Genomic DNA, 21,883 nt, shown 5'->3' on the forward strand with positions numbered 1-21,883 from the left:
CCCCCGGCCCTGGCGCGCGCGCGGCCCCGCCGGCCCCCGGCCCCCGGGGCCGGGGCCGCCCCACGGCGGTCGTCCGACCAGCCGTACAGCCGGAACGACGGAACAGAAAGAGACTGATGATCAGGCTGCTCGAAGGCGTGCGGGTGCTCGAGTCCGCGCAGCTGCTCAACGGCGGCACCCTGGGCATGTTCCTCGGCGACCTCGGCGCCGACGTCGTCAAGATCGAGGCACCGCCGAACGGCGACTACCTGCGCCACTTCCTCGGCCAGATCGCGCCCGGGTACAGCGTCCCGCACCTGCAGGTGAACAAGAACAAGCGCTCGGTCGCCCTCGACGTGCGCGCCGAGGCCGGCCGGGAGGTGTTCTGGCGGCTCGTCGAAGGCGCGGAGATCTTCGTCGACGGCAACCGGCCCGGAGTGCTCGACCGGCTCGGGATCGGCTACGAGGCGATGCGCACCCACAACCCGCGGATCGTCTACGTGTCCTGCACGGCGTTCGGCGCGAACGGCCCCTATGCCCGCATCCCGGCACACGGGATGATGATGGGCGCCATCGCGGGCTCCCACCTGCGGGCCCGCGGCGACGACGGTCTGCTGCACCGTCAGGAGCCGACCGGTACCGGCACCGAGCTGGCCGGCGAGGCGACCGTGATCGCCGCGATGCAGGCCGCGCTCTACGCCTGCGCCGCCCTGGTGCGCGCCCGCGCGACCGGCGAAGGGGCGAACATCGATGTCGCCGCCTGCGACGCGGCCGTGCTGTCGGCCTACTTCCCCGTCGACCTGGCGCTCAACGACGCACGGATCACCGACCGCGCCGGCATGCCCGACATGGTCGGCGGCGAGATGACCGGCGCCCGCTACAACTTCTACGAGACCCGCGACGGTCACGTGGTGCTGTTGGCCGCCATCGAGCCGCGGTTCTGGCGGAACTTCTGCCAGGCCGTCGGCCGCGAGGACCTGCTCGCCGAGGCCTCCCCCACCGACGGCGGCGCGGTCGACTTCGGCACCCCCGAGCTGCGCCACCGGCTCGCCGAGGTGTTCCTGACCCGCGACCTGGCCGACTGGGTGGCGCTCGCCGCGGCGCACGACATCACGCTCGGCCCGGCGAATCAGGGCGTCGCCGAGATGGCCGCCGACCCGAACATCCGCGGCCGCCAGATCCTGGTCGACACCGAGCACCCGGTCGCCGGGCCGTTCACCTGTGTCGGCAGCCCGGCCGTCATCGCGGGCCAGCCCTACGAGGTGCGCATCCCGGCGCCGGCCGCCGGCGAGCACACGCGGCAGGTGCTGCGCGAGGCTGGCCTGTCCGACCCCGAGATCGACCAGCTACGGGACCAGGGCCTCGTGACGGAGGCCGGACCGCTGACCGGCGCCACGGCGGCGCGGAGGGGGTGACGTGATGTCCGCGCCATTGGAGGGCGTCCGGGTCGTCGACCTGACCGAGGGCATCGCCGGGGCCTACGCCACCAAGCTGCTCGCGGACGGCGGCGCCGAGGTGGTGAAGGTCGAGCGGCCCGGCGGCGACTGGCTACGGGGCTGGAGCGCGAGCGGCGCCACGATCGCCGCCGGCGACGACGGCGCGCTGTTCCAGTTCCTCGCATCGTCGAAGACCAGCGTGGTGGTCAGCCTTCCAGGCGACGCCGACCTGCTGGACAGCCTGCTGTCCAGCGCGGACATCGTCGTGGTCGGGCCGGGCGGCGCCCACGACCCGCACGCGCTGCGCCGCGACCACCCCCACGCGGTCGTCGTCAGCATCACCCCGTGGGGTCTGGACTCCCCGTGGGCCGACCGGCCGGCGACCGACGCGGTGCTGCAGGCCCTGGCCGGCGCGCCGATGACCCGCGGCAGCCGGGCCCGGCCGCCCGTGGCGCAGGGCGGCCAGCTGGTCGAGTGGACGTCGGGGATGATCGCCGCGATCGGCGCGCTGACGGCCAGGTGGCGGGCGCTGTCCACAGGGGACGGCGACCTGGTCGACGTCTCGCAGCTGGAAGCCGCCATCCTGACCACGACGATGTACTCGGTCACGTGGGCGTCGATCGCGGGTACCCCGATGCGACCGAACAGGAGCCGCAACCTGCCGGCGATCCACCGCACCAAGGACGGCTACGTCGGCTTCATGGTCGTCACCGGCCAGCAGTGGCTCGACTTCTGCGCGCTCGCCGAACAGCCGGACTGGATGGACGACGAGTCGCTGATCCGGTTCCATGTCCGCGCCAGCCGGTCGGCCGAGCTCACGGCCGCGATCGACGCCTGGGCGGCGCGGCACACGACGGAGGAGATCCTCGACCTCGCGGACGCCTTACGGGTTCCCGCCTCGCCGGTCGGCCGGGGCGACACCGTGGTCGGCTTCGACCACTTCGTCGAACGCCACGGCTTCCTGGCAAACCCACGCCGAGGCTTCACCCAGCCGGACGTGTCCTACACCCTGTCGGCCGGCGCCGCCCGCAGGCCGTTCACCCAGGCCCCGCGGCTGGGCGAGCACAACGATCGCTACCGGTCGGCGAAGCCCCGCCTACCCGAGGTGTCGGCGGTGCCGCGCGGCCAGGCGGCCGGGCGGCTGCCGTTCGAGGGGCTGCGGGTCCTGGACTTCACCATGAACTGGGCCGGCCCGATCGTCGGGAACGTGCTGGCGATGTTCGGCGCCGACGTCATCCACGTCGAGTCCATCCAGCGCCCCGACGCCCTCCGGTTCAACACCCTCAGGCAGATCGGCGAGCCGGGCTGGTGGGAATGGGCTCCGCAGTACATCGGCCCCAACGCCGGCAAGCGCGACCTCACCGTGAACATGGGCTCGGAGCGCGGCCGGGAGCTGGCTCTGCGGCTGGTCGCGCACGCCGACGTCGTCATCGAGAACTACAGCCCGCGGGTCATGGACGGCTGGGGCATGACCTACGACAAGCTCCGCGGCGTCAAGGACGACATCATCTACGTTCGCGCGCCCGCCTACGGCCTCACCGGACCCTGGCGCGACCGCGGCGGCTACGCGCAGACGATGGAGATGGCCTCCGGCCTGGCGTGGATGACCGGCTGGCCGGACGAGCCCCCGGAGATCCCGAACGGCCCGATGGACCCGACCGCCGGCGGCCACACCCTGCTGGCCTTGCTGCTCGCTCTCGAACACCGCCGCCGCACCGGCCTTGGCATGCACCTCGAAAGCTCCATGATCTTCAGTGCACTCAACATCGCCGCCGAACAGGTCATCGAATACTCCGCCTACGGCGCCCTGCTGTCCCGCGAGGGCAACAGAAGCCCGTACGCGGCCCCGCAGGGGGCGTACCGCACCTCTGATCGGCTGCCGACCGGCGACCTCGACCGCTGGATGATGATCTCAGTCGCGACCGACGGGCAGTGGGAGGCACTCAAGGGCGCCCTCGGCTGTCCGACCTGGGCGGATGACCCGGCGCTCGACACCAGGGAAGGCCGCCGCGCCGCCCACGACCTCCTCGACAACCATCTGGCGACCTGGGCCGCGGCCCGTACCTCCGACGAAGCGGTCGCGACGCTCGCCGTGGCCGGTGTGCCGGCCGCGCCGGTGCTGCTCCAGCACGAGCCGGCGAGGCTCGAACCGCTGCTGGCCCGCAAGTTCTACGAAAGCGTGGAGCGCCCCATCACCGGCGGCCATCTGCTGCAGGCCTACCCCGCCCGCCTGGCCAGCGGTCCCGCTATGTACAACCGCACCTCCGCGCCCCTGCTCGGCCAGCACAACACCGAGATCCTGCGTGACCTGCTCGGTCTCACCGACGAACAGATCAAAACCCTCGAAGCCGACGGCGTCATCGGCACCGAACCAGACGCTGGCGGCCGCAACCGCGGCATGCAATAGACGACGGGGTCCCAAGGTCCCCTGGGTCGCCGCACATGTCGCCGACCACGCCCCTCATCCGCACCCCACTTCGCTCGCTCGACGGAGGTCACCCATGCAGCTCACGGGAGAGGTCGCCGTCGTCACGGGCGGCGGCAGCGGCTTCGGCGCCGCCCTGTGCCGCGGCCTCGCCGCCGAGGGCGCTCACGTCGTCGCCGTGGACCTGCACGGGGACCGAGCACGCGAGGTGGCCGCCGAGGTCGGCGGGCTCGCCGTCGAGGCGGACGTGAGCGTCGAGGAGGAGGTCCAAAGGGCGGTGGACGAGGCCGGCCGGTGGCGTGGGCCGGTCGAGGTCATGATCTCCAACGCCGGGGTCGTCGGGCCCTCGGACGTGTTCACCGGCGACGACTGCTGGGATCGCGAGTGGCGGGTGCACGTCATGTCGAACCTGTACGCCGCGCGCGCGGTGCTCCCCTCGATGCTGGAACGAGGATGCGGCTGGCTCGTCTCGACGGCCTCGGCGGTCGGGCTGACCAACCAGCCCGGCACCGCCGCCTATGTCGTGACCAAGCACGCGCAGGTCGCGCTCGCCGAGCATCTCGCGCTCACCTACGCCGACCGGGGGATCCAGGTCTCCTGCATCTGCCCGCTCGGCATGCGCACCGGCATGACGGCGTCCGCCGCGGCCGGCGCGGACCCCGCCGACCGGTTCGGGGCCACCACCCTGATCGACGCGGACGAGGCCGCGGCCCGCGCGCTCGCGCAGCTCCACGAGGGCCGGTTCCTCGTCCTCACCCACCCCGAGGTCGCGACCTACGCGGCGCGCCGGGGCGCCGACCACGACAGGTGGCTCGCCGGTCTTCGCCGGATGTACACCCGCCTGCGGGTCAGGGAACCCGCCGCCGGCTGACCAGCCGGCGACTCGACCAGTCCAGACACAGCAGCTGGAAGGAGCGCAGATATGGGTCGTGTCAAGGGAAAGGTCGCCGTCATCACCGGGGCGGCGCGAGATCAGGGCAGGTCGCACACGCTGCTGTTCCTCGCCTCCGACGAGGCCCGCTACGTGACGGGCCAGGTTTTCGGGGTCCACCTCGGCTCCTCCATCAAGTAGTGGCGGGATTCCCGCCGCTCACAGCGCGGCCCGTCCTGCTCGACGCGGGGCCGTGCGACCTGTCCGGCCTGCTGGCCGTGCCCGACGGGCCGCCGCGCGGCACGGTAGTCGCGCTCCACGGCGGAGGCATGAACGCGACCTACTTCCACGGCGGCGCGCTGCCCGAGCTGTCGCTGCTCACGCTGGGCGCCGCCGCGGGCTGGAACGTGCTCGCGCTGGACCGGCCCGGCTACGGCGCCTCGACCGGGCTCGCACCCGAGTTGTCCGTGCTGCGGGCCCAGGCCGACCTGGTGTTCCACGCACTGGACGCGTTCGCGGCGTCCCACGACGTGGGCACCGGGTACGTGGCGTGCGGCCACTCCTACGGGCTGAAGCTCGCGATCCACCTCGGCGCGCACCCGCGCGGCGGCGAGCTACTCGGGCTCGACGGCTCCGGCGCCGGGCGCCGCTACCGGGCCGAGCGGACCCCGCACGTCACGCAGGGCACCCGCCAGCTGAGCCGACAGGAGGCGGTCCTGCTGTTCTGGGGGCCGCCCAAGCTCTATCCGCCGGGAACGTTCCGCCCCGGCCGCGGTCTCATCGAGGAGGTACCGGACACGGAGAACCGGGAGGCCTCCACCTGGCCGGACCAGTTCGACGCGGTCGCCGCCGCGGTCCGCGTCCCGGTCCGGCTCACGTTCGCCAACCACGAGAACTGGTGGGTATGCGACGACGCCGAGCTCGCCGCGATCGCCGCGGCGTTCACGGCGGCGCCGTCCGTGGACACCACCCGCCAGCCCGGCGCGGGCCACAACATCAGCCTGGGCTGGGCCGCCCGCGCCTATCACCTCGCCGTGCTCGCCTTCGCCGAACGCTGCCTCCTGCGCGCCCGCGAGAACAGGCCCGCGCTGGAGGCCTGGTGACACTGGAGTAGATCACCACGAACGCGCCGTTCGGCATCCGTCTGACCAAGGAGATGCTCCGGCTCGGGACCGACGCGCCAAGCCTGGAGCACGCGCTCGTGTTGGAGAATCGCACCCAGGTCCTCGCCGGCTACAACCAGGACATCACCACGGCCATCCACGCGTTCCGCGACGGCCGGCCCCGGCGATGAGGACAGACCCACGCGGTGACGCACCGCCCGCGGCCGCGCTACGACGCCCGCGCCGCCGGAATGCCGCGGGCGAACTCGGCGATGCGCTCCCACAGCCGCTCGCGGGTGCGCGCGAAGTTGTGCATGTGCCCCATCCGAGGAACGACCAGAAGCGAGACGTCCGACGAGGACCGGTAGGCGGACGGCTCCGCCCAGGGGTAGGGGACCACGTCGCGCTCTCCGCTGGCGATGAGCACCGGCACCTCGATGGCCGCGGCTTCGGCGCTGACGGCGCCCTCGGTCATCATCGTGACCGCACACGGCGGCACAGTCATGCTTCCCCACGGCGTCCCGTCGTCGCCGCGCACGACACCGGAGAAGGGGCGGTAGGAGGCCAGGTCCGCCTCCACGAGCGCCGGCTCCTCGTCGGGCCAGTGGAAACAGAACCTGTACTGATCCTCGTCGGGAGCCACCACGCCGAGCACCTTGTCGGCTATAGGGCGCAGGTCCGTGCCGCGGACGGGCACGGGAAGGGTGACACGGCCGCCCTCAGGAGCCGGGAAGTTGGTGTAGATCCCACTCCAGCCGAGAAACGCGACGCCGTCGAAGGTCCGGTGGTTCGCCTGCTGCACGGTGAGCAGGCAGCCGCCCATCGACTGTCCCATTCCCACGGTCCTCGCGACGCGGACCGGCCCGATCTGGGCTGTCAGGGTGCCGGCGGACAGCCGAGCGACGATCTCCTGGACCGTGGCATGGTTGGCAGCGGCCAGGTTCTCGTAGGTGAGCGCCAGAGGATCGCTCGGCTGGCCGCTGTCACCGACGAACAGATGGTCACAGGCGACGAAGACGAAACCGGCCGCCACGCGGTGTTCAGCCTGGCTGTACCCCGGAAGCGTCCGGATGTCGAAGTAGCCGCGGCCAAAGCCGCCTCCCGGGAACCCGAATAACACGGTCGCCGACTCGGGGAGCCGGTCAGGCAGACAGACGGTGGCGGCCGTCCACAGCTCTCCCGGCAACTCCGTCACGCCAGTCACGGGCACGGTCACGGTGTACCTACGCATCGACCTTCGCCTCCTCGTCATGGGTGGCCGACGAGATCCCCTGGGGGGTCCGCGACGCGGAGCACGTCGCGGTCTACCGCGTCCCGAGTCCTGGAAGTGGGCTCACGGTCTTCGCCGTCGACGTCGCCGTCCTCGGCGCTCGGTGAGCGCCGGTAGGGCCGACCGGCGCGGTCCCCTCACCCGACAGACGACCTCTTTAGAGATAGATTAGTAATATAATTGAATATTCGCCAGTGCATGTCGGGACACCGCCCTCACTGCCACAGCACGCGAGGCCACACGAAGCTGTCAGCTCATGGGCGCGGCCCCGCCGCGCGCGGCGGGGCAATCAGGGAGCGACAAGCTGGCTGCCAATTGGCTAGGTGACCGGGTGTGGGTGTGCTACTTCGACGCGGTCGCGTCCGGCGCGCTTGGCCCGGTAAAGCTCGACGTCGGCGCGGTCGATGAGGCTTTGTGGCTGCGTGTCGGGGGTCGGGATGGCGGCGGCGACGCCGATGCTGAGGGTGACGATGTGGTCGATGCCGAAGGGGTGGGGTTCGGCGAGTGCGGCGACGGCGGCGCGTAGGTGTCGGGCGATGTGGGCGGCGGTGCCGTTGTCGGTGTGGGGCATGACGATGGCGAATTCCTCACCGCCGTAGCGGGCGGCGAGGTGGGTGTCGTCGATGTTGGTGGCCAGGCAGGTGGCGACGAGTTGGAGGCAGCGGTCGCCGCTGGTGTGGCCGTAGTGGTCGTTGTAGCGCTTGAAATAGTCGATGTCGGTCATGGCGACGGCGAGGGGGGTGTGCTCATGGCAGGCCTGGTGCCATTCGGTGTGGAGGATTTGTTCGAGGCGTCGTCGGTTGGCCAGTCCGGTGAGGGGGTCGGTGATGGACAGTTGTTCCAGGCGTTGGTTGGCGGCGGCGAGTTGGCCGGTGCGTTCGGCGACCTTGCGTTCCAGGGATGTGTAGACCTGGGCGTGGTCGAGGGAGACGGCGAGCTGCCCGGCGATCAGCATGATCGGCTCGAGGCGGTTGGTGGCGAACGCGCCGCGGATCATTCGGTTCTCGAGGAGGAGCATGGCTTTGAGTTCGCCGCGGATCGTGACGGGGATGGCGAGTAGGGAGCAGCGGTCGAGGCTGGTGAGGTAGGGGTCGCGGGCGAACCGGTCGTCGCGGGTGGCGTCGGCGATGACGGTGGGTTCGTGGGTGCGTTCGGTGTACCAGACGACCGAGGGTGGCAGCAGACGGCGCAGGCCGGCCTCGCGCAGCGGGATGGTGCCGTCGTCGGTGGGTACCAGCCAGCCGCCCTCGTGGTCGGCCTGGTCGCGAAGGAGGAGGTGGACGCCGGTGGCGCCGGTCATCTCGGACAGGATTCCCACGACTTTGGCGCGCAGGCCCTCGATGCTGGTCTCGGAGCTCAGTGCCTGGGAGGCGGCGACGACGCCGAGCAGGTCGATGGTGCCGGTGCTGACGGCGGTGCTGCCGGACGTGGGTTGGGCTGGTGCTCGCGCCGCCAGCGTCGGGTAGGCCCAGTCGAGCTGGCTGACCTTGGCGGTGGCGCCCCAGTCGGCGTACTGGTGGCGGGCGGCGGCCAGCAGCATGCGGCCGGTTTCCTCCATCCCCTGGGCAAGGTGGAACCGTGCGGCGCGTTCCAGGATCAGTGCCCGGTGCCAGGGGCGCGACCGAGTGGCGGCCTCGCGCTGCGCCAGGTCGAAGGCGTAGGCGGCCTCGCGGAACTCACCGGTGGCCCAGGCCCGTTCGGCCTCGACCAGGCGTAACAGGTGCAGGAAGTTGACCGGCGCGTCGGCCGCGCGGGCCGCCAGCCAGTCGACCACCTCGTCCAGCTCGGCCAGCACGGCCCCGCGCCGGCCCGCTTCCGTCATCCGGGCCTGCCCGGCCAGGGCCAGAGCCCGTAGCACGCGCGCGACCGCGATCAGGTAGGTCGCATCGAGGGCCGGCAACAACCGCATCACCGCCACTGTGTGCCGGGCCAGCCCGGCCGGATGATCGAAGATGGCGGCGGCGATCGCCCGGGTGAGGTGCAGGTTGGCGGCGGCGAGCGGGTTGGCGGTCAGCAGGCCCTGCTCGGCCGCCTCGTCGGCCGCCTGGCCGACGGCCTCGCCACGCAGCACCCTCGCCAGCTGGCGCCAGCTCCGGAACACCTCTTCGGCGTGTCCGTTGCCGGTTCGTGTGGCGATAGCCATCGCCTCGTCGGCATCGGCGACGGAGACGTCCAGCGACGGCGCGCCGTCAAGCAGGTCCGGGAGCAGCACGCAATGGGTCCAGCAGGCGTACTGCAGGTCGCCACCCTGGAGCAGGCCCTCCAGTGCACGACGCGCGGCGGACAGATTGTCCTCGAGCGGGTCGAACCAGTGGCCCGTAAACACCGCATAGAGCGACTGCATCTGCCATATGTCCGGTTCGTAGCCGCGTGCGTGACCGACCTCGAGGAGGCGCCGCATTATGCGGTACCCGGTGCGGTAGTCCTGCCTGAGTGCCATGGTCACGACGGAGGCGTGGCTGATCGGGCCAATCAGGGCGGGATCCGGTCCGTCCCGCGCCCACATCTCCAGCGCCGTCGCGGTCAGCCAGGCCATCATCGGCCGGTCGCAGAGGAACGCCGCGGGGATGAGCCGGTTGACGAGCTTGATGGCGCCACGTCGCGAACGGTCGATGGCCTCCGGCCGGCGCAGGTCGTCGGCTGCGCTGGTCTGGTCGACCCACCGGTAGACCACGTCGAGCTTGCGGTCGATCTCCGCGTCGAGATGCTCCCGGTCCGGCACGGCGAAACCGACCTCGCGCAGCTGGTCCAAGCCGAGCCGGACCGCCTCGTCGGGGCGGCCCCGGTTGGTCAGGCTGATCACCTGCAGCACGGTGGCCGCCGTGCGCTGCGCCGGGCGGGTGCACAGCCGGCTGACGTTCCCGTACTCCTCGTCCGCCTCCTCCAACCGGCCCAGGCTGTACAGGGCGGCGTGCCGGCCGGTGCGGACCTCGATCAGCTGGTCGGCGTCGGTCGGGTCGACCAGCGGCACCGCCGCGGTCAGGAACCGCTCCACCAGCGGATGGTTGCTCAGCAGCCGCGCCTGCTCGGCGGCCTGCTGGAACAGCCCGGCCACCAGCCGCCGCTCGGCGTCGTCCCGCACGGCCTCGACCACGTGCAGGTACTGCTCGGCCGCGACCGCGAAGTACTTCGATCGCCTCGCAAGCCGCCGGGCCAGCCGCCGTCGCAGGGCACGCTGCCGCCGCGGGCTGAGGGCGCCCAGCACGGACTCCCACGTGCGGTCGTGGTGGAACCGCACCCCCTGCCCGCCACCGGGCTCGAGCACCAGCAGGCCGACGGCGAACGCCGGGGCCAGCCGGTGCTCGACCTCCTCCGCGGCCAGCCCCGTCGCGATCTCCAACAGGTCCAGCTCCACCCGGCCCGCCAGACACGCCATCACCGCCAACATCTGCCTGGTCGCCGACGGTAGCCCGGCCACCCGAGCGGCCAGCATCCCGGCCACATCCACCCGCCCGAGCCGGCGACCCAGCACCGCCCGATCCCATCGCCACCCGCCGTCGCGAGGGACGAGCAGACCGTCGTGGCGCAGGGAGTTCAGCAGCTCCTGCGTGTCATACGGATTACCCCCGGTCGACGGCGCGATCATCCGCGTCAGCTCCACGGCGGCCTCAGGCGCGCCGCGTAGCAGGTCGGCCACCATGGCCGCCTGGCCGTCCGGGGCCAGGTTGCCGAGCCGCAAGACGCGCGGACCGACCGGCTGGCGCTGCCAGCGGGCGAGCATCGGCGTCATCGGATGGGCCGGGTCGACCTCGTCCTCCCGGTAGGCGCCGACCAGCAGCAGTCCCTCGACCTGTTCGGCGCCGCTGAGGATCAGATCGAAGAAGCCCAGCGGTGTCCGCCCGGCCCACTGCAGGTCGTCAACGAAGAACACCACCGGTCGTTTCCGGGAGGCGACGGCGCGCAGGACCTCGACGCCGTTGCGCTGCGCTCGCACCTGCAGGGTCATCGGATCGCCCGGATCTGGGGGGACCTTCAGCAGAGTCGCCAGCTCCGGCACGACGGCGGTCGCCAGCCCGGCGCTCGGTCCCAACGCCCGCAGTATCCGCTCCCGCACCTCGGCCAGGTAGTCCTCGGGCTCGGCCAGCAACAGCCGGCCAAGCGCCCGAAACGCCTGCCAGCCGCCGTCATACTCCTGGTCACGGCGATACTGGTCGTACTTGCCCGCCACGAACCAGCCGTCGACACCGGCCACTATCGGCCGCAGTTCGTTGACCAGTGCCGTCTTGCCCACCCCCGGTGCACCGCAGACGAGCAGCCCGCGGCAGCGGCCCTCCATCGCCTCGGCGAACGCCGCGCCCAGCTCGCCGATCTCCCGGCCACGCCCGGCCAACCGGGATGGTGTCAGCGGTCGTGCGGGGAAATCGTGCTCGCCGGGATGCACCAAGACGACGCCACGACGTACCAGGGTAAGATCGTGTACCAGCCCGTCGGCGCTCTGGTAGCGATCGTCCGGCTCCTTCTCCAGCAGATGCATGATGATCGCCGACAGGCCGGCCGGCACCGCCGGGTTTACGGCCGACGGCGGCGCCGGCACCCGCGTCAGATGGTCATGAATGACCTGAACAGGATCACCGGCACCGAACGGCGGCGCCCCGGTGGCCAGCTCGTACAACGTCGCCCCGAGCGCGTACAGATCGGCCCGCTGGTCGACTTGACGACCAGTCCGGCCAGTCTGCTCCGGCGCCAAATACGGCACCGTTCCGACGATCTCGCTGTAATTTACGAATTCCGGCTGAACCACCGCGAACGTCGTGGCCAGCGAGAAATCGACCAGACATGGCGCATCTCCGCCACCAGTCATCACGATGTTCGCCGGATTGACGTCCCGATGCACCACCCCCCGCCGGTGCATCTCCGCCATCGCCCGCCCCAGCAACCCGGCCAGTCCGACCAGCTCGCCCGCATCCAGCGGAGTAGTCCGCTCGGACAGCGCCGCACCGCCGACATCGGCCAGCAGGATCGAGTCCGAAGACGACGGCAGCCCGGTCGCCAGCTGCGTGACTCCCTCGTCACCGGACAGCTGACCGAGGATCTCCACCTCATGCCGCAGCCGCCGCCGCGCGCCGGGCCCCAGCGGCTCCTTCCGGATCACACTTCCACCCGGGAACGTCAGCCGAACGACCCGGGTCCGCTCCGTCTCATGGAGCACCGTCACCCGCGCAGCCAGCAACGGATCCCGGACCGACGCCGTTGCCTGCTCGTCCATCTATCAGCCCCACACCACGCCACGCCGAGCTCGTCTCGCGTGCCCGCACTCTCCCGGGTTCTGCCCAGACCACGCCCCGGCAATTGGACGGACCGGACACACCTGCTGCTGCTGGCCGGTGTCCCGGAGCGGTTCCCGAACATCCGCTTCGGCTGGATCGAGACCGGCTGCCAGTGGATTCCGCGGATCCTCGACTCCTGCGACATGTTCTTCCACGGCACCGTCGACCACCCGTCGCACCGGCTGACCATGACGCCGACCGAACAGTGGAAGGCCAGCTGCTTCGCGGCGGGCCCGTTGTCGAAGGCCGACGTCGCGCTCCGCGAGCGGATCGGTGTCGAGACGATCGCCTTCGGCAGCGACTTCATCCACGTCGAGGGCACCTACCCGCACTCGCGCACGCGGCTGGCGCGGGCCTTGGAGGGCACGACGCCGGCGGAGAGCCTGGCGATCTCTGCCAGGAACGCCGCGCGCCTGTTCGACTTCGACCTGACGACGCTGGCGACGACGCCCGCGGCCCAGCACGGCCCGGTTGCTACCGCCGTGAGCTGACGAACTCCGCGGAACGCCCGGCCATGGGGAGAGCGCCCCCTGGCCGGGCGGCGTCCGCGCCGCGGTCAGTAGCGCATGAACTGGCCGGCGGCCACGTTCAGGGTCTCCCCGGTGATGAAGCGGGCCCGGTCGCTGGCCAGGAAGGCGACCGCCTCGGCGATGTCGACCGCGTGCGGGAGCGCGTTCATCGGCGACGCGGCGATCGCCTCAGCCACGAGGTCCGGGTGGTGGACATCCGCGTACCGGGTGCCCAGCACCAGGCCCATGGTGACGTTGTTGGCCCGGATCCCGTATGGACCGCCCTCGTGTGCGCAGGACCGGGTCAGCGCGTTCAGGCCGCCCTTGCTGACGGCGTAGGGACCCTCCAGCCCCATTCCGCCGCAGTCCGGCGCGACCGTCGAGATGTTGACGATCACCCCGCCGCCGGCCGCGCGCATCTGCGTCATGGCGACCTTGGACAGATACCAGGGCCCAGTGACGTTGGTGTCCATGACCCGGGCCCAGTCCTGCGGACGGTAGTCCCAGATCGGCGCCATGATGTTGTAGGCGGCGTTGTTGACGAGGACGCGGATCGGGCCCAGCTCCTCGGCGATCTCCTTCGCCACCGTGTCGATGGCCGCCAGGTCCGCGACGTCCAGCAGCTTGCCCAGCACCCGGATCCCCTCGGGCGCCTGGGCGGACAGCTCCGCGACGACGCGCTCGATGCGTGCCGGGTGCACGTCCGCGACGACCGTGTGCGCCCCGCCCGAGACCAGCCGGGCCGCGACGGCGCGTCCGATGCCCTGACCGGCCGCGCCCGTGACGAGCGCTACCCGGTGACCGAACTCGGCTGTGGCCGGCATGTTCTCTCCCCCAATCGGACACATCCCGGCCGCCCGCGGCGACGAGGGCGTAGGGCGCGGTTGCCCTACCGGTCCCACTACCATATACGCTGTAAGAGGTTTCTGCCGGCCGCCCGCGAGTATGCGAACTCCCCCGTTCAGGACCGGCGCACTAGCCTCGTCCGTGCCCGGCGGGGCCGCGGGGCCGATGGTCGACAGGAGGCCGATGGTCGACAGGAGGGAGTCGGGCGTGCCAGGACGTCGAGGGCCGGCACCCTCGTTGACCCAGGTGGAGATCGTCTCGGCGGCGTTGCGCGTTCTAGACCGCGCCGGGGCGCAGGACTTCAGCATGCGGGCGCTCGCCACCGAACTCGGTGTCTCGGCGATGACCGTCTACAACTACCTGCCAACCAAGGCGCTGCTGCTCGAGAAGACGGTCGACAGCGTGATCGACCCGATCCGCCCGCCGGACCCGGACGCGCACCCCTGGGACGCCGAGCTGCGCCGTTACGCCCTCGACGCCTGGCGCGCTCAGCTTCCGCATCCGTGGATCCCCGCGCTGCTCTCGGCGCACGGCCTCGACGAGCGCCCGGCCCAGGCGCGGGCGCGGGAGGCGCTGCTGGGCCTGTTCCAGGCCGCGGGAGCTGGCGAGGCAGCCGCCCGCGACGGCGTGACCTTCTTCTTCACCTTCATGATCGGCAGTTTTGCCCAGCTCACGCCGGCGGTGACCCGCCACTCGGCCGCGCACAGGGACGCCCTGTTCGAGCGTGGCCTGCAGATCATGACGGCGGGGCTGCGCAGCCACCTGGGCCTGCGCGATTGACATCTCCCCAAAACTACTTACACTGTAAATTATTGATCTCCCGTTCCTCGGGACCGCCGCCACTCGAGAGGGTCGCGAGGTCCACGCCTGATGCCGGAGGCATTCGAGATGGCGTCGATCGACGCATGGGCGGCCCGCTACGAGCACCTGCTGTTCGATCAGCACCCCCACGGCGTCCTGCTGATCACCATCAACCGCCCGGAGACCGGTAACGCCGTCAATCCACGGCTGCACGTCGAGCTCGCCCAGATCTGGCGGGAGGTGGACGCCGACCCGACCGTCACGGTCGCCGTGATCACTGGTGCCGGCGCCACGTTCTGCTCAGGCGGCGAACTCGGCACGTTCGGCCAGGACGACAATCCCGCCAGCGCGAGCGTTGACGAGTCCATGTTCGAGATGTCGGCCCTCGTCGACAACATGATCAGCTGCCGCAAACCGATCGTCTCGGCGGTGAATGGACTGGCGATGGCGTCCGGGTTGGCGGTGGCACTGTCCGCCGACATCAGCGTCGTCGGGGCCAGCGCCAAGCTCAACGACGGGCATCTACGCGGCGGCATGGCCGCGGGCGACCACGCGGCCCTGTTGTGGCCCCTGTACATGAGTCTTGCCAAGGTGCGCTACTACCTGCTCACCGGCGAGACACTGACCGGCCATGAGGCCGAGCGGCTCGGGCTGGTAAGCGTCTGCGTTCCGGATGACCAGGTCCTGGCCCGGGCCCTGGGCGTGGCCGCTCGGATCGCCACCAATGCCCAGTACGCCACCCGCTGGACCAAAAAGGCGCTCAATACCTGGGTACGCCAGCAGGCTCCCATCTTTGAGCTCTCCACCGCACTGCAGATGCTCACTCTTCACGGCACCGACATGCGGTCCGCGATGAGCGCGCTGGCCGACGGCCGCAAGGTTCAGTTCCCGTCGGTCCAGCCCTGACGCTGCCACGGTCGGCTGCCGGGCATGGCCGGCTGGGCCGTGACCGCGCCACGGACAGACAAGGGCGGACGCGAGATCCGCGCCGCTCGGTCAGTTCGCTGAGACTGCGGCCTTGATATCGCCTCGGAGGACGCCGTGACCAACGACTCGGACGACGAGATACGCATCGTGGACGATGCTGTCGGCAGGCTCCTCGCCGAACATCCGCCAGAGGCCGCGACACGGACCGGCTTTCTCGGCGCCCAGTTCGACGCCGGGCTCGCCTGGGTCTCGTTCCCGGTCCAGCTCGGCGGGCTCGGTGTCTCACCCGGTCTGCAGCCGCGGGTCAACGCCCGGCTGTCGGCGGCCGGCGCACCCATCGGCTTCGACAGCAATCCGCTTGGCTACGGCATGGGCGGCCCGACCCTGCTCCAGCACGGCTCGCCTGAGCAGCACGCACGCTACCTGCGGCCGCTGTTCTCCGGCGAGGAGGTCTGGTGCCAGCTCTTCAGCGAGCCAGGCGCCGGCTCCGACCTCGCCGGGCTCGCCACGCGGGCCGAGCGAGACGGCGACGGCTGGGTGGTGAACGGGCAGAAGGTGTGGACGTCCTGGGGGCACGTCGCCCGCTGGGGCATGCTCGTCGCCCGCACCGACCCACGGGCCGTCAAGCACCGCGGCCTGACGTACTTCCTGTGCGACATGACCGCGCATGGAGTCGACGTCCGGCCGCTGCGGCAGCTGACCGGCGACGCCGAATTCAACGAGGTGTACCTGACCGACGTGCACCTGCCCGACCGGCTGCGGGTCGGCCCGGTCGGCGGTGGCTGGGCGGTCGCCCTCACCACGCTGAACAACGAGCGGTACATGCTGTCCGAGGGGCTCTCCGCCGAGCCGGCGCTGCGCTCGGCGCTGGCGGCCTGGCGGGATCGGGCCGACCGCACCTCGCCGACGGCCAGCGCGCTACGGGACGCGCTTCTGGCCCTCCGGGTCGACGTCGAGGTGAACCGCCTGACGACGCTGCGCGCGACCGAAGGCATGACTCGTGGCGCTACCGGCCCGGAAGGGGCGGTAGCCAAGCTGATGACCGCCCGGCTGAACAAACGCGCCACCGACCTGACCGTCGACCTGCTCGGCGCCGCAGGCATGCTCCACGAGTCCTACCAGCCACGCGAGGTCGATCTCGCCCAGTCAGGCGACCAGGGCAGTCCGACGCGGGCCTTCCTGCGTGCCCGGGCGAACACCATCGAGGGCGGCACGTCCGAGATCCTGCACAACATCCTGGGCGAGCAGATGCTCGGGCTTCCCGGCGAGATCCGGGTCGACAAGGGCATCCCCTGGACCGACGTCCGCCGTTCCTGACGTCGGCTGGCCGCGGCTTCGTCGCGACCGGCGCCGCGAGTCGGCGGGTATCCCGCGACGTCGTGGCTCGGCGGCGTGGTCAGGAAAGGCCGACACGAAGATCCCGAGGGAGAGGAAGATGGGCCAACTCGAGGGCACCGTCGCGCTGGTCACCGGCGCCAGCCGGGGAATAGGCGCGGCCATAGCCCGACGCATCGCCGCCGAGGGAGCGGCCGTGGCCGTGATGGCCCGCACGACCACCGCGACCCCTGGTCAGCCTGGCTCCCTGGCGGACACGGTGCGGGCCGTCAGCCTGTCGGGGGGTATCGCGGTAGCGGTGCCCGGGGACGTGACCCGGCCCGAGGACCGCCGCCGAGCCGTCGCGGAGGCCGAGCGGACGCTGGGACCGATCGACATCCTCGTCAACAATGCGGCCATCACCTACATCGCGCCCGTCGACGCCTTCTCCGAGAAGCGCTACCGGCTGATGTTCGAGATGCAGGTCCGAGCGCCGTTCGAGCTGGCCCAGCTCGTGCTGCCCGGAATGTATGAAAGGGGCCGGGGCCGGATTCTGAACATCTCGTCACGGGCCGCCGTCCATCCCGCCGGGCCGCCCTTCGAGGAGATCCAGCGACGGGGCTTCACCGTCTACGGCATGTGCAAGGCGGCGCTCGAGCGCTTCACGACCGGGCTGGCCGCCGAGGCGCACCCGTATGGGGTGCGGGTGAACGCGCTGGCCCCGCTTGAGAACGTCGCGACCGCGGGGACCGGCGCGCACGGCCTCGTCGCGGGCTTCCCGCTCGAGGACGAATCCGTGATCGCCGAGGCCGCCGCCGCGCTGCTCGCGAGCGACCTCACCGGCCGGATCGCATACTCGTCGCCCCTGCTCACCGAGCTGGGCCTCCCGGTTCCGGCAACCGCGCCGACCGCGCATGCCTGACGCGGCGTCGCGGCGCGGCAGCTGCCACAAGGGCCCGTGACAGCCGCCGCGCCGACGTGACCGGAGGCCTAGGGCGTCCGGTCCCCGCGCGCGATCGCGAGCGCGTCGGCGAAGATCGCCGGCGCCATCGGGGCGAACCGGGCACCCGACGGGTCCCCGGTACGGGCGGCCTGGGCGTGGTGGCCCTCCATGATGCAGCCGAGCTTGAACAGCGCCAGCACCTCATAGAACCGCAGGTCAGCGACTGAGTGGCCGGTGCGCTCCGCGTAGCGCGCGGCCAGCTCGGCGCGGCCGGCCAGCCCCGTCCGGTCGGCGACGTCGCTGGAGCCGAGGAAGGTCGCCGGCTCGCCGGGCTCGTCCCAGCGGGCGAGCAGGTGGCCCAGGTCCATGAGCGGGTCGCCGATCGTCGCGGTGTCCCAGTCGACGATCGCGGCGAGCCGTGCCGGGGCGCCGGGCGCGAACATCACGTTGAACAGGCTGTAGTCCCCGTGCATGATCGCGATCGGCCCGGTCGCCGGCTGGTGGGCACGCAGCCAGGCGGCGAGGTTGTCGGTGGCATCCGGCAGCGGCCGGGCCTGGTAGGTCCCGAGCTGCCACAGCCACCGGTCGACCTGCCGGTCGAGGAACCCGTCGGGCTTCCCGAACCCCTCGAGGCCCACCGCCCGCCAGTTGACGAGCGCGAGCTCCGCGAGCGCGTCGACGGCCTCCAGGCCGAAGGCGCGGCGGGAGGCGGGGTCGGCGTCGAACGGTGCGGGGAGGCCCCCGGCCGGGGTGAACCCGTCCACACGCTCCATAAGGATGAACGGTGCGCCGATCACCGCCGGGTCGGGGCAGGCTGCGACCAGCCGCGGATGACGGACCGGGGTGTCGGCGAGCGCGGCGAGCAGCCAGGCCTCGCGCACGGTGTTGCCGGCGCTGCTCGTGATCCGGGCCGCGGGCGCCCTGCGCAGCACCAGCGTCCGTCCGCCCCAGTCGACGGTGAACAGCGCGTTGGCGATGCCGGTCGCCTCGCCGAGGCGGGCCCGCCGCGCCGGGCCGCCGCCCGGCAGCACCGTCTCGAGCCAGCCCTCCAACGCGGGCAGGTCGACGAGCGCGCCGCCGGCAGCCGCGGCGCCGGTGCCCGTGCCGGTGCCCATCAGACGAGGTCCCCACCGGTCGCGGCGGCCGTCGTGCCGTCGTGCCGGAAGGCCTTGAGCACGTGGCGCCCGATCACCCAGCGGTGCACCTCGTCGGGGCCGTCGACGAGCCGCTGCTGGCGGGCCTCGACGTACCACTCGGCCAGCGGGGTGTCGAGCGTGTAGCCGAGGGAGCCGTGGATCTGCAGCGCGGTGTCGACGACGTTGTGCAGCATGTGCGCGATGTAGTTCTTGGCGATCGAGTTCTCCTGGCGCAGGTCCAGGCCGCGCTCCATCTTGTAGGCGAGGTGCAGGACCATCAGCCGGGTGACGTACAGCTGCTCGGCGCAGTCCGCGAGCATCCACTGGACACCCTGGCGGTCGGCGAGCGGCTCGCCGAACGTCTCCCGCTCCAGCGCCCGGCCGGCTGCCAGGTCGAGCGCGGCCTGCGCCTTCGCGATGCTCCACATGCCGTGGCGCAGCCGCCCGTAGCCCAGACGGTGCTGGCCCATCGCGAACCCCTGGCCGACACCGCCGAGCACGTTCTCGTGCCCGACCACGAGGTTGTCGATGACCACCTCGGCATGGCCGCTGCGCACCTCGTCGCCGAAGCGGGCCCGCAACGGCTCGTCCATGGTCGGGATGTTCCGGATGATCCGGTAGCCCGGGTTCGGCAGCTCGACGAGGAAGGTCGTGAACCGCTGCTGGCGGGGCCCCTCGTCGCTGGTACGCGCCATCACCAGCGCGAGGTCGGAGATGGTCGCGTTGCTGGAGAACCACTTCTCGCCGTCCAGGACCCAGGTGTCGCCGTCGCGGACGGCGGTGGTGCGCATCCCGGTCGCGTCCGAGCCGGCGGCGCGCTCGGTCATCGAGAAGCAGATCCGCAGGTCGCCGGCCACGAGCGGACGCAGGTACTTCTCCTTCTGCTCCGGCGTGCCGTGCTCGATCAAGGTCATCATGGTCGCGTCCTGCGGGCCCATGCAGTTCAGCGCCCACGCGGCGAGGTAGCTGAAGGACCGGCCCACCTCGATCTGGACCACGGCGTTCGCCAGCGGCCCGAGCCCCATCCCGCCCCATTCCCGGGGGACGAACGGGCACCACAGCCCCTCGGCGCGGGCCCTGGCCTGCAGCTCGGCGACGATGTCGAAATAGGGCTCCTGGCCGACCCGCTGCTCGGCCGGCAGGACGTGGCTGTCGATGAAGCCCGCGACCCGGGCGCGCACGGCCCGGGCCTCCTCGGGAATGGCGAAGTCGACCATGGTCTGCTCTCCCTTCGCCGGCCCGGCCCGCGCCGGTCGCCGGCGGTGCGGGACCGCCCGTCGGGGCGGTCCGGTCAGCTGGTCTGCCGGTACGCGCCGCCGTCGACGCGGATGAGGGTGCCGCTGACCCAGGCAGAGGCGGGGCTGGCGAGCCACAGGGCGGTGCCGACGAAGTCGTCGGCCGTGCCGGCGCGGCCGAGAGTGGTGGCGTGCGCGGCCTGCTCGCGCCGCTCGGGTGTCCAGGCGTCGGCGATGTCCGTGAGCACACCGCCGGGCAGGATGCCGTTCGAGCGCACCGCCGGCCCGTAGGCCTCCGCCAGCCCGATGGTCAGCGCGTTGAGGCCGGCCTTCGCGCAGGCGTAGACGAGCTCGCCGGCGCCGGGGCGCAGCGAGCCGATCGTCGAGACGTTGATGATGCTGCCGCCGCCGGCCGCGGCCATCCGGTCGCCCGCGAGCGCACCGAGCCGGAACGGCCCTTTGAGGTTGACCCCGACGACCTTGTCGAAGTAGTCCTCCGTGACGCTTGGAAGGTCCGGGTAGAGCGGGGACATCCCGGCGTTGTTGACCAGGACGTCGCAGCGGCCGAACGCGGCGTAGACCTCGTCGACGAGACGGTCGCAGTCCGCCCAGCGCCCGACGTGGCAGCCGATGGGAACCGCCCGGCGGCCACTCTCCCTCGCGATCCGCCCGGCGGCCTCCTGGCAGGCCTCCAGTTTGCGGCTCGCGATGACCACGTCGGCCCCGGCCGCCGCGAAGCCGCGGGCAACGGCGTAACCGATCCCGCGGCTGCCGCCGGTCACCACCGCGACCCGGCCTTCCAGGTCGAACAGTTCCGCGAGACCCACCGTCGCCTCCCCTCGCGGCGCACCAGTGGCGTCGCACATGGCGGAGTCTGCCATGCTGTCATTCTCTGCCACAACCTGCGACGATTGTCCGGACGGGTCCCACAGCTGTACGGAGACGGCCATGAAAATCGAAAGCAGCCGGATCGTGGTGACGGGCGCGGCGCACGGCATCGGCCGCGGGCTCGTCGAAGCGTTCCTCGCGCACGGCGCACAGTCGGTGGTCGTCAGCGACCTGGACGCCGACGCCGTCTCGGCGATGTCCGAGACGCTCGGCGTCCCCGGGCGTCCCTGCGACGTCGGTGACCAGGCGGCGCTGGCGGCGTTCATCGATTGGGCCGAGGAGACCGCCGGACCGACGGACCTGTTCTGCGGCAACCCGGCGGTGTTCGGCGGGCCGGAGGGCGGCAACCTGCAGACCAGCGCGGCGACCTGGGACCGGTCGTGGCGGGTCAACGTGCTAGCCCACGTCTGGGCCGCCCAGTGCCTGGTGCCCCGGATGCTGCGCCGCGGCGGCGGCCACTTCCTCCAGACGCTCTCCGCCGCGGCACTGATCACCGGGCCGTCGGAGCTGGCCTACACCGTCACCAAGCACGCCGCGCTGGGGTTCGCGGAGTGGCTGGCGCTGAACTACTCGGACAAGGGCATCCGGGTGTCATGCCTGTGCCCGACGGCGGTCGAGACGAGGACCGTCCAGGGCGCCGACCATCCGGGGATCGGCCTGGTGCAGACACCGGTGGAGGTCGCCGAGATCACCGTCGCGGGCCTGGCGGCCGAGAACTTCCTTATCCTGCCGAACCCGCGGGTGGGGTCGTCGTTCCGGAACAAGGCCGACGACTACGACCGTTGGCTCGCCTACACGACCAACCGCCTCGGCGACCTGCGACCACCGTCGCCGTTCACCTTCTGACGGCATACCGGGGCGCGGGCGACGGTAGTCCCGCTCCTGGCCGCCGCCCGGCGGCGACGAACGGCCAGGCGCCCCACGGCACGGCGG

At 71.7% G+C, this 21,883-nt stretch carries 19 protein-coding genes; 13 read left to right on the forward strand and 6 right to left on the reverse strand.

The annotated features are described in order from the left end of the window. Positions 1-116: 116 nt before the first annotated feature. The 6 genes from QOZ89_RS20210 (at position 117) to QOZ89_RS20235 (ending at position 6,005) form a co-directional block, all read left to right on the forward strand. Positions 117-1,394 (forward strand): CaiB/BaiF CoA transferase family protein, encoded by a 1,278-nt coding sequence (locus QOZ89_RS20210; protein ID WP_312624537.1) that lies wholly within the window; start codon positions 117-119, stop codon positions 1,392-1,394. Between the two features lie 4 nt (positions 1,395-1,398). After that, complete coding sequence (locus QOZ89_RS20215; protein ID WP_312624538.1) at positions 1,399-3,822, forward strand: CaiB/BaiF CoA transferase family protein; 2,424 nt, start codon at positions 1,399-1,401, stop codon at positions 3,820-3,822. Positions 3,823-3,916: 94 nt separating this feature from the next. After that, positions 3,917-4,711, forward strand: coding sequence for an SDR family NAD(P)-dependent oxidoreductase (locus QOZ89_RS20220; protein ID WP_312624539.1), 795 nt, complete (start codon positions 3,917-3,919; stop codon positions 4,709-4,711). Positions 4,712-4,762: 51 nt separating this feature from the next. Beyond that, positions 4,763-4,912 carry a hypothetical protein gene (locus QOZ89_RS20225; protein ID WP_312624541.1) on the forward strand — a complete coding sequence of 50 codons (150 nt, stop codon included), beginning with the start codon at positions 4,763-4,765 and terminating at the stop codon, positions 4,910-4,912. After that, positions 4,912-5,814 carry an alpha/beta hydrolase gene (locus QOZ89_RS20230; RefSeq protein WP_312624543.1) on the forward strand — a complete coding sequence of 301 codons (903 nt, stop codon included), beginning with the start codon at positions 4,912-4,914 and terminating at the stop codon, positions 5,812-5,814. The genes QOZ89_RS20225 and QOZ89_RS20230 overlap by 1 nt, the downstream gene beginning before the upstream one ends. Positions 5,815-5,867: 53 nt before the next feature. Beyond that, a complete protein-coding gene (locus QOZ89_RS20235) occupies positions 5,868-6,005 on the forward strand; it encodes a hypothetical protein (RefSeq protein ID WP_312624545.1) in 138 nt (45 codons plus the stop codon). 38 nt (positions 6,006-6,043) lie between these two features. On the opposite strand, the gene QOZ89_RS20240 is transcribed toward QOZ89_RS20235, so the two are convergent. Then, a complete protein-coding gene (locus QOZ89_RS20240; protein ID WP_312624547.1) occupies positions 6,044-7,045 on the reverse strand; it encodes an alpha/beta hydrolase in 1,002 nt (333 codons plus the stop codon). Between the two features lie 23 nt (positions 7,046-7,068). Between QOZ89_RS20240 and QOZ89_RS20245 the strand changes: the two genes are divergently transcribed. Further along, entirely contained in the window at positions 7,069-7,191 is a 123-nt protein-coding gene (locus QOZ89_RS20245; RefSeq protein WP_312624549.1) for a hypothetical protein, read from the forward strand. Between the two features lie 212 nt (positions 7,192-7,403). On the opposite strand, the gene QOZ89_RS20250 is transcribed toward QOZ89_RS20245, so the two are convergent. Then, positions 7,404-12,290, reverse strand: coding sequence for a diguanylate cyclase domain-containing protein (locus QOZ89_RS20250; RefSeq protein WP_312624551.1), 4,887 nt, complete (start codon positions 12,288-12,290; stop codon positions 7,404-7,406). 39 nt (positions 12,291-12,329) lie between these two features. Between QOZ89_RS20250 and QOZ89_RS20255 the strand changes: the two genes are divergently transcribed. Then, positions 12,330-12,842, forward strand: coding sequence for an amidohydrolase family protein (locus tag QOZ89_RS20255; RefSeq protein ID WP_071053183.1), 513 nt, complete (start codon positions 12,330-12,332; stop codon positions 12,840-12,842). Positions 12,843-12,907: 65 nt separating this feature from the next. On the opposite strand, the gene QOZ89_RS20260 is transcribed toward QOZ89_RS20255, so the two are convergent. Then, the gene (locus QOZ89_RS20260) at positions 12,908-13,684 is read right to left on the reverse strand and encodes an SDR family NAD(P)-dependent oxidoreductase (RefSeq protein ID WP_071053184.1); all 777 of its coding nucleotides are present in this window, start codon (positions 13,682-13,684) and stop codon (positions 12,908-12,910) included. A 229-nt stretch (positions 13,685-13,913) separates the two neighbouring features. On the opposite strand from QOZ89_RS20260, the gene QOZ89_RS20265 reads away from it, so the two are divergent. The 4 genes from QOZ89_RS20265 (at position 13,914) to QOZ89_RS20280 (ending at position 17,670) form a co-directional block, all read left to right on the forward strand. Beyond that, complete coding sequence (locus QOZ89_RS20265) at positions 13,914-14,486, forward strand: TetR/AcrR family transcriptional regulator (protein ID WP_198543564.1); 573 nt, start codon at positions 13,914-13,916, stop codon at positions 14,484-14,486. A 90-nt stretch (positions 14,487-14,576) separates the two neighbouring features. Continuing rightward, positions 14,577-15,413: an enoyl-CoA hydratase/isomerase family protein gene (locus QOZ89_RS20270; protein ID WP_198543565.1), complete on the forward strand. Its 837-nt coding sequence runs from the start codon at positions 14,577-14,579 to the stop codon at positions 15,411-15,413. A gap of 135 nt (positions 15,414-15,548) precedes the next feature. Continuing rightward, positions 15,549-16,751: an acyl-CoA dehydrogenase family protein gene (locus tag QOZ89_RS20275; protein WP_071053186.1), complete on the forward strand. Its 1,203-nt coding sequence runs from the start codon at positions 15,549-15,551 to the stop codon at positions 16,749-16,751. A gap of 118 nt (positions 16,752-16,869) precedes the next feature. Continuing rightward, a complete protein-coding gene (locus QOZ89_RS20280; RefSeq protein ID WP_071053187.1) occupies positions 16,870-17,670 on the forward strand; it encodes an SDR family NAD(P)-dependent oxidoreductase in 801 nt (266 codons plus the stop codon). Between the two features lie 68 nt (positions 17,671-17,738). Here QOZ89_RS20280 and QOZ89_RS20285 read toward each other — a convergent pair whose 3' ends face one another. The 3 genes from QOZ89_RS20285 to QOZ89_RS20295 form a co-directional block, all read right to left on the reverse strand. After that, entirely contained in the window at positions 17,739-18,806 is a 1,068-nt protein-coding gene (locus QOZ89_RS20285) for a phosphotransferase family protein (protein ID WP_312624557.1), read from the reverse strand. Beyond that, positions 18,806-20,044, reverse strand: coding sequence for an acyl-CoA dehydrogenase family protein (locus QOZ89_RS20290; protein ID WP_071053189.1), 1,239 nt, complete (start codon positions 20,042-20,044; stop codon positions 18,806-18,808). Before QOZ89_RS20290 ends, QOZ89_RS20285 begins: the two co-directional genes overlap by 1 nt. 74 nt (positions 20,045-20,118) lie before the next feature. Beyond that, on the reverse strand, positions 20,119-20,928 hold the full coding sequence (locus QOZ89_RS20295; protein WP_071053257.1) for an SDR family NAD(P)-dependent oxidoreductase: 810 nt from the start codon (positions 20,926-20,928) through the stop codon (positions 20,119-20,121). An 82-nt stretch (positions 20,929-21,010) separates the two neighbouring features. Between QOZ89_RS20295 and QOZ89_RS20300 the strand changes: the two genes are divergently transcribed. Then, on the forward strand, positions 21,011-21,796 hold the full coding sequence (locus QOZ89_RS20300; protein WP_312624559.1) for an SDR family NAD(P)-dependent oxidoreductase: 786 nt from the start codon (positions 21,011-21,013) through the stop codon (positions 21,794-21,796). The last annotated feature ends 87 nt before the right edge of the window (positions 21,797-21,883 follow it).

This window comes from Pseudofrankia coriaricola (genome assembly GCF_032027725.1).
Classification (GTDB): Bacteria; Actinomycetota; Actinomycetes; order Frankiales; family Frankiaceae; genus Pseudofrankia.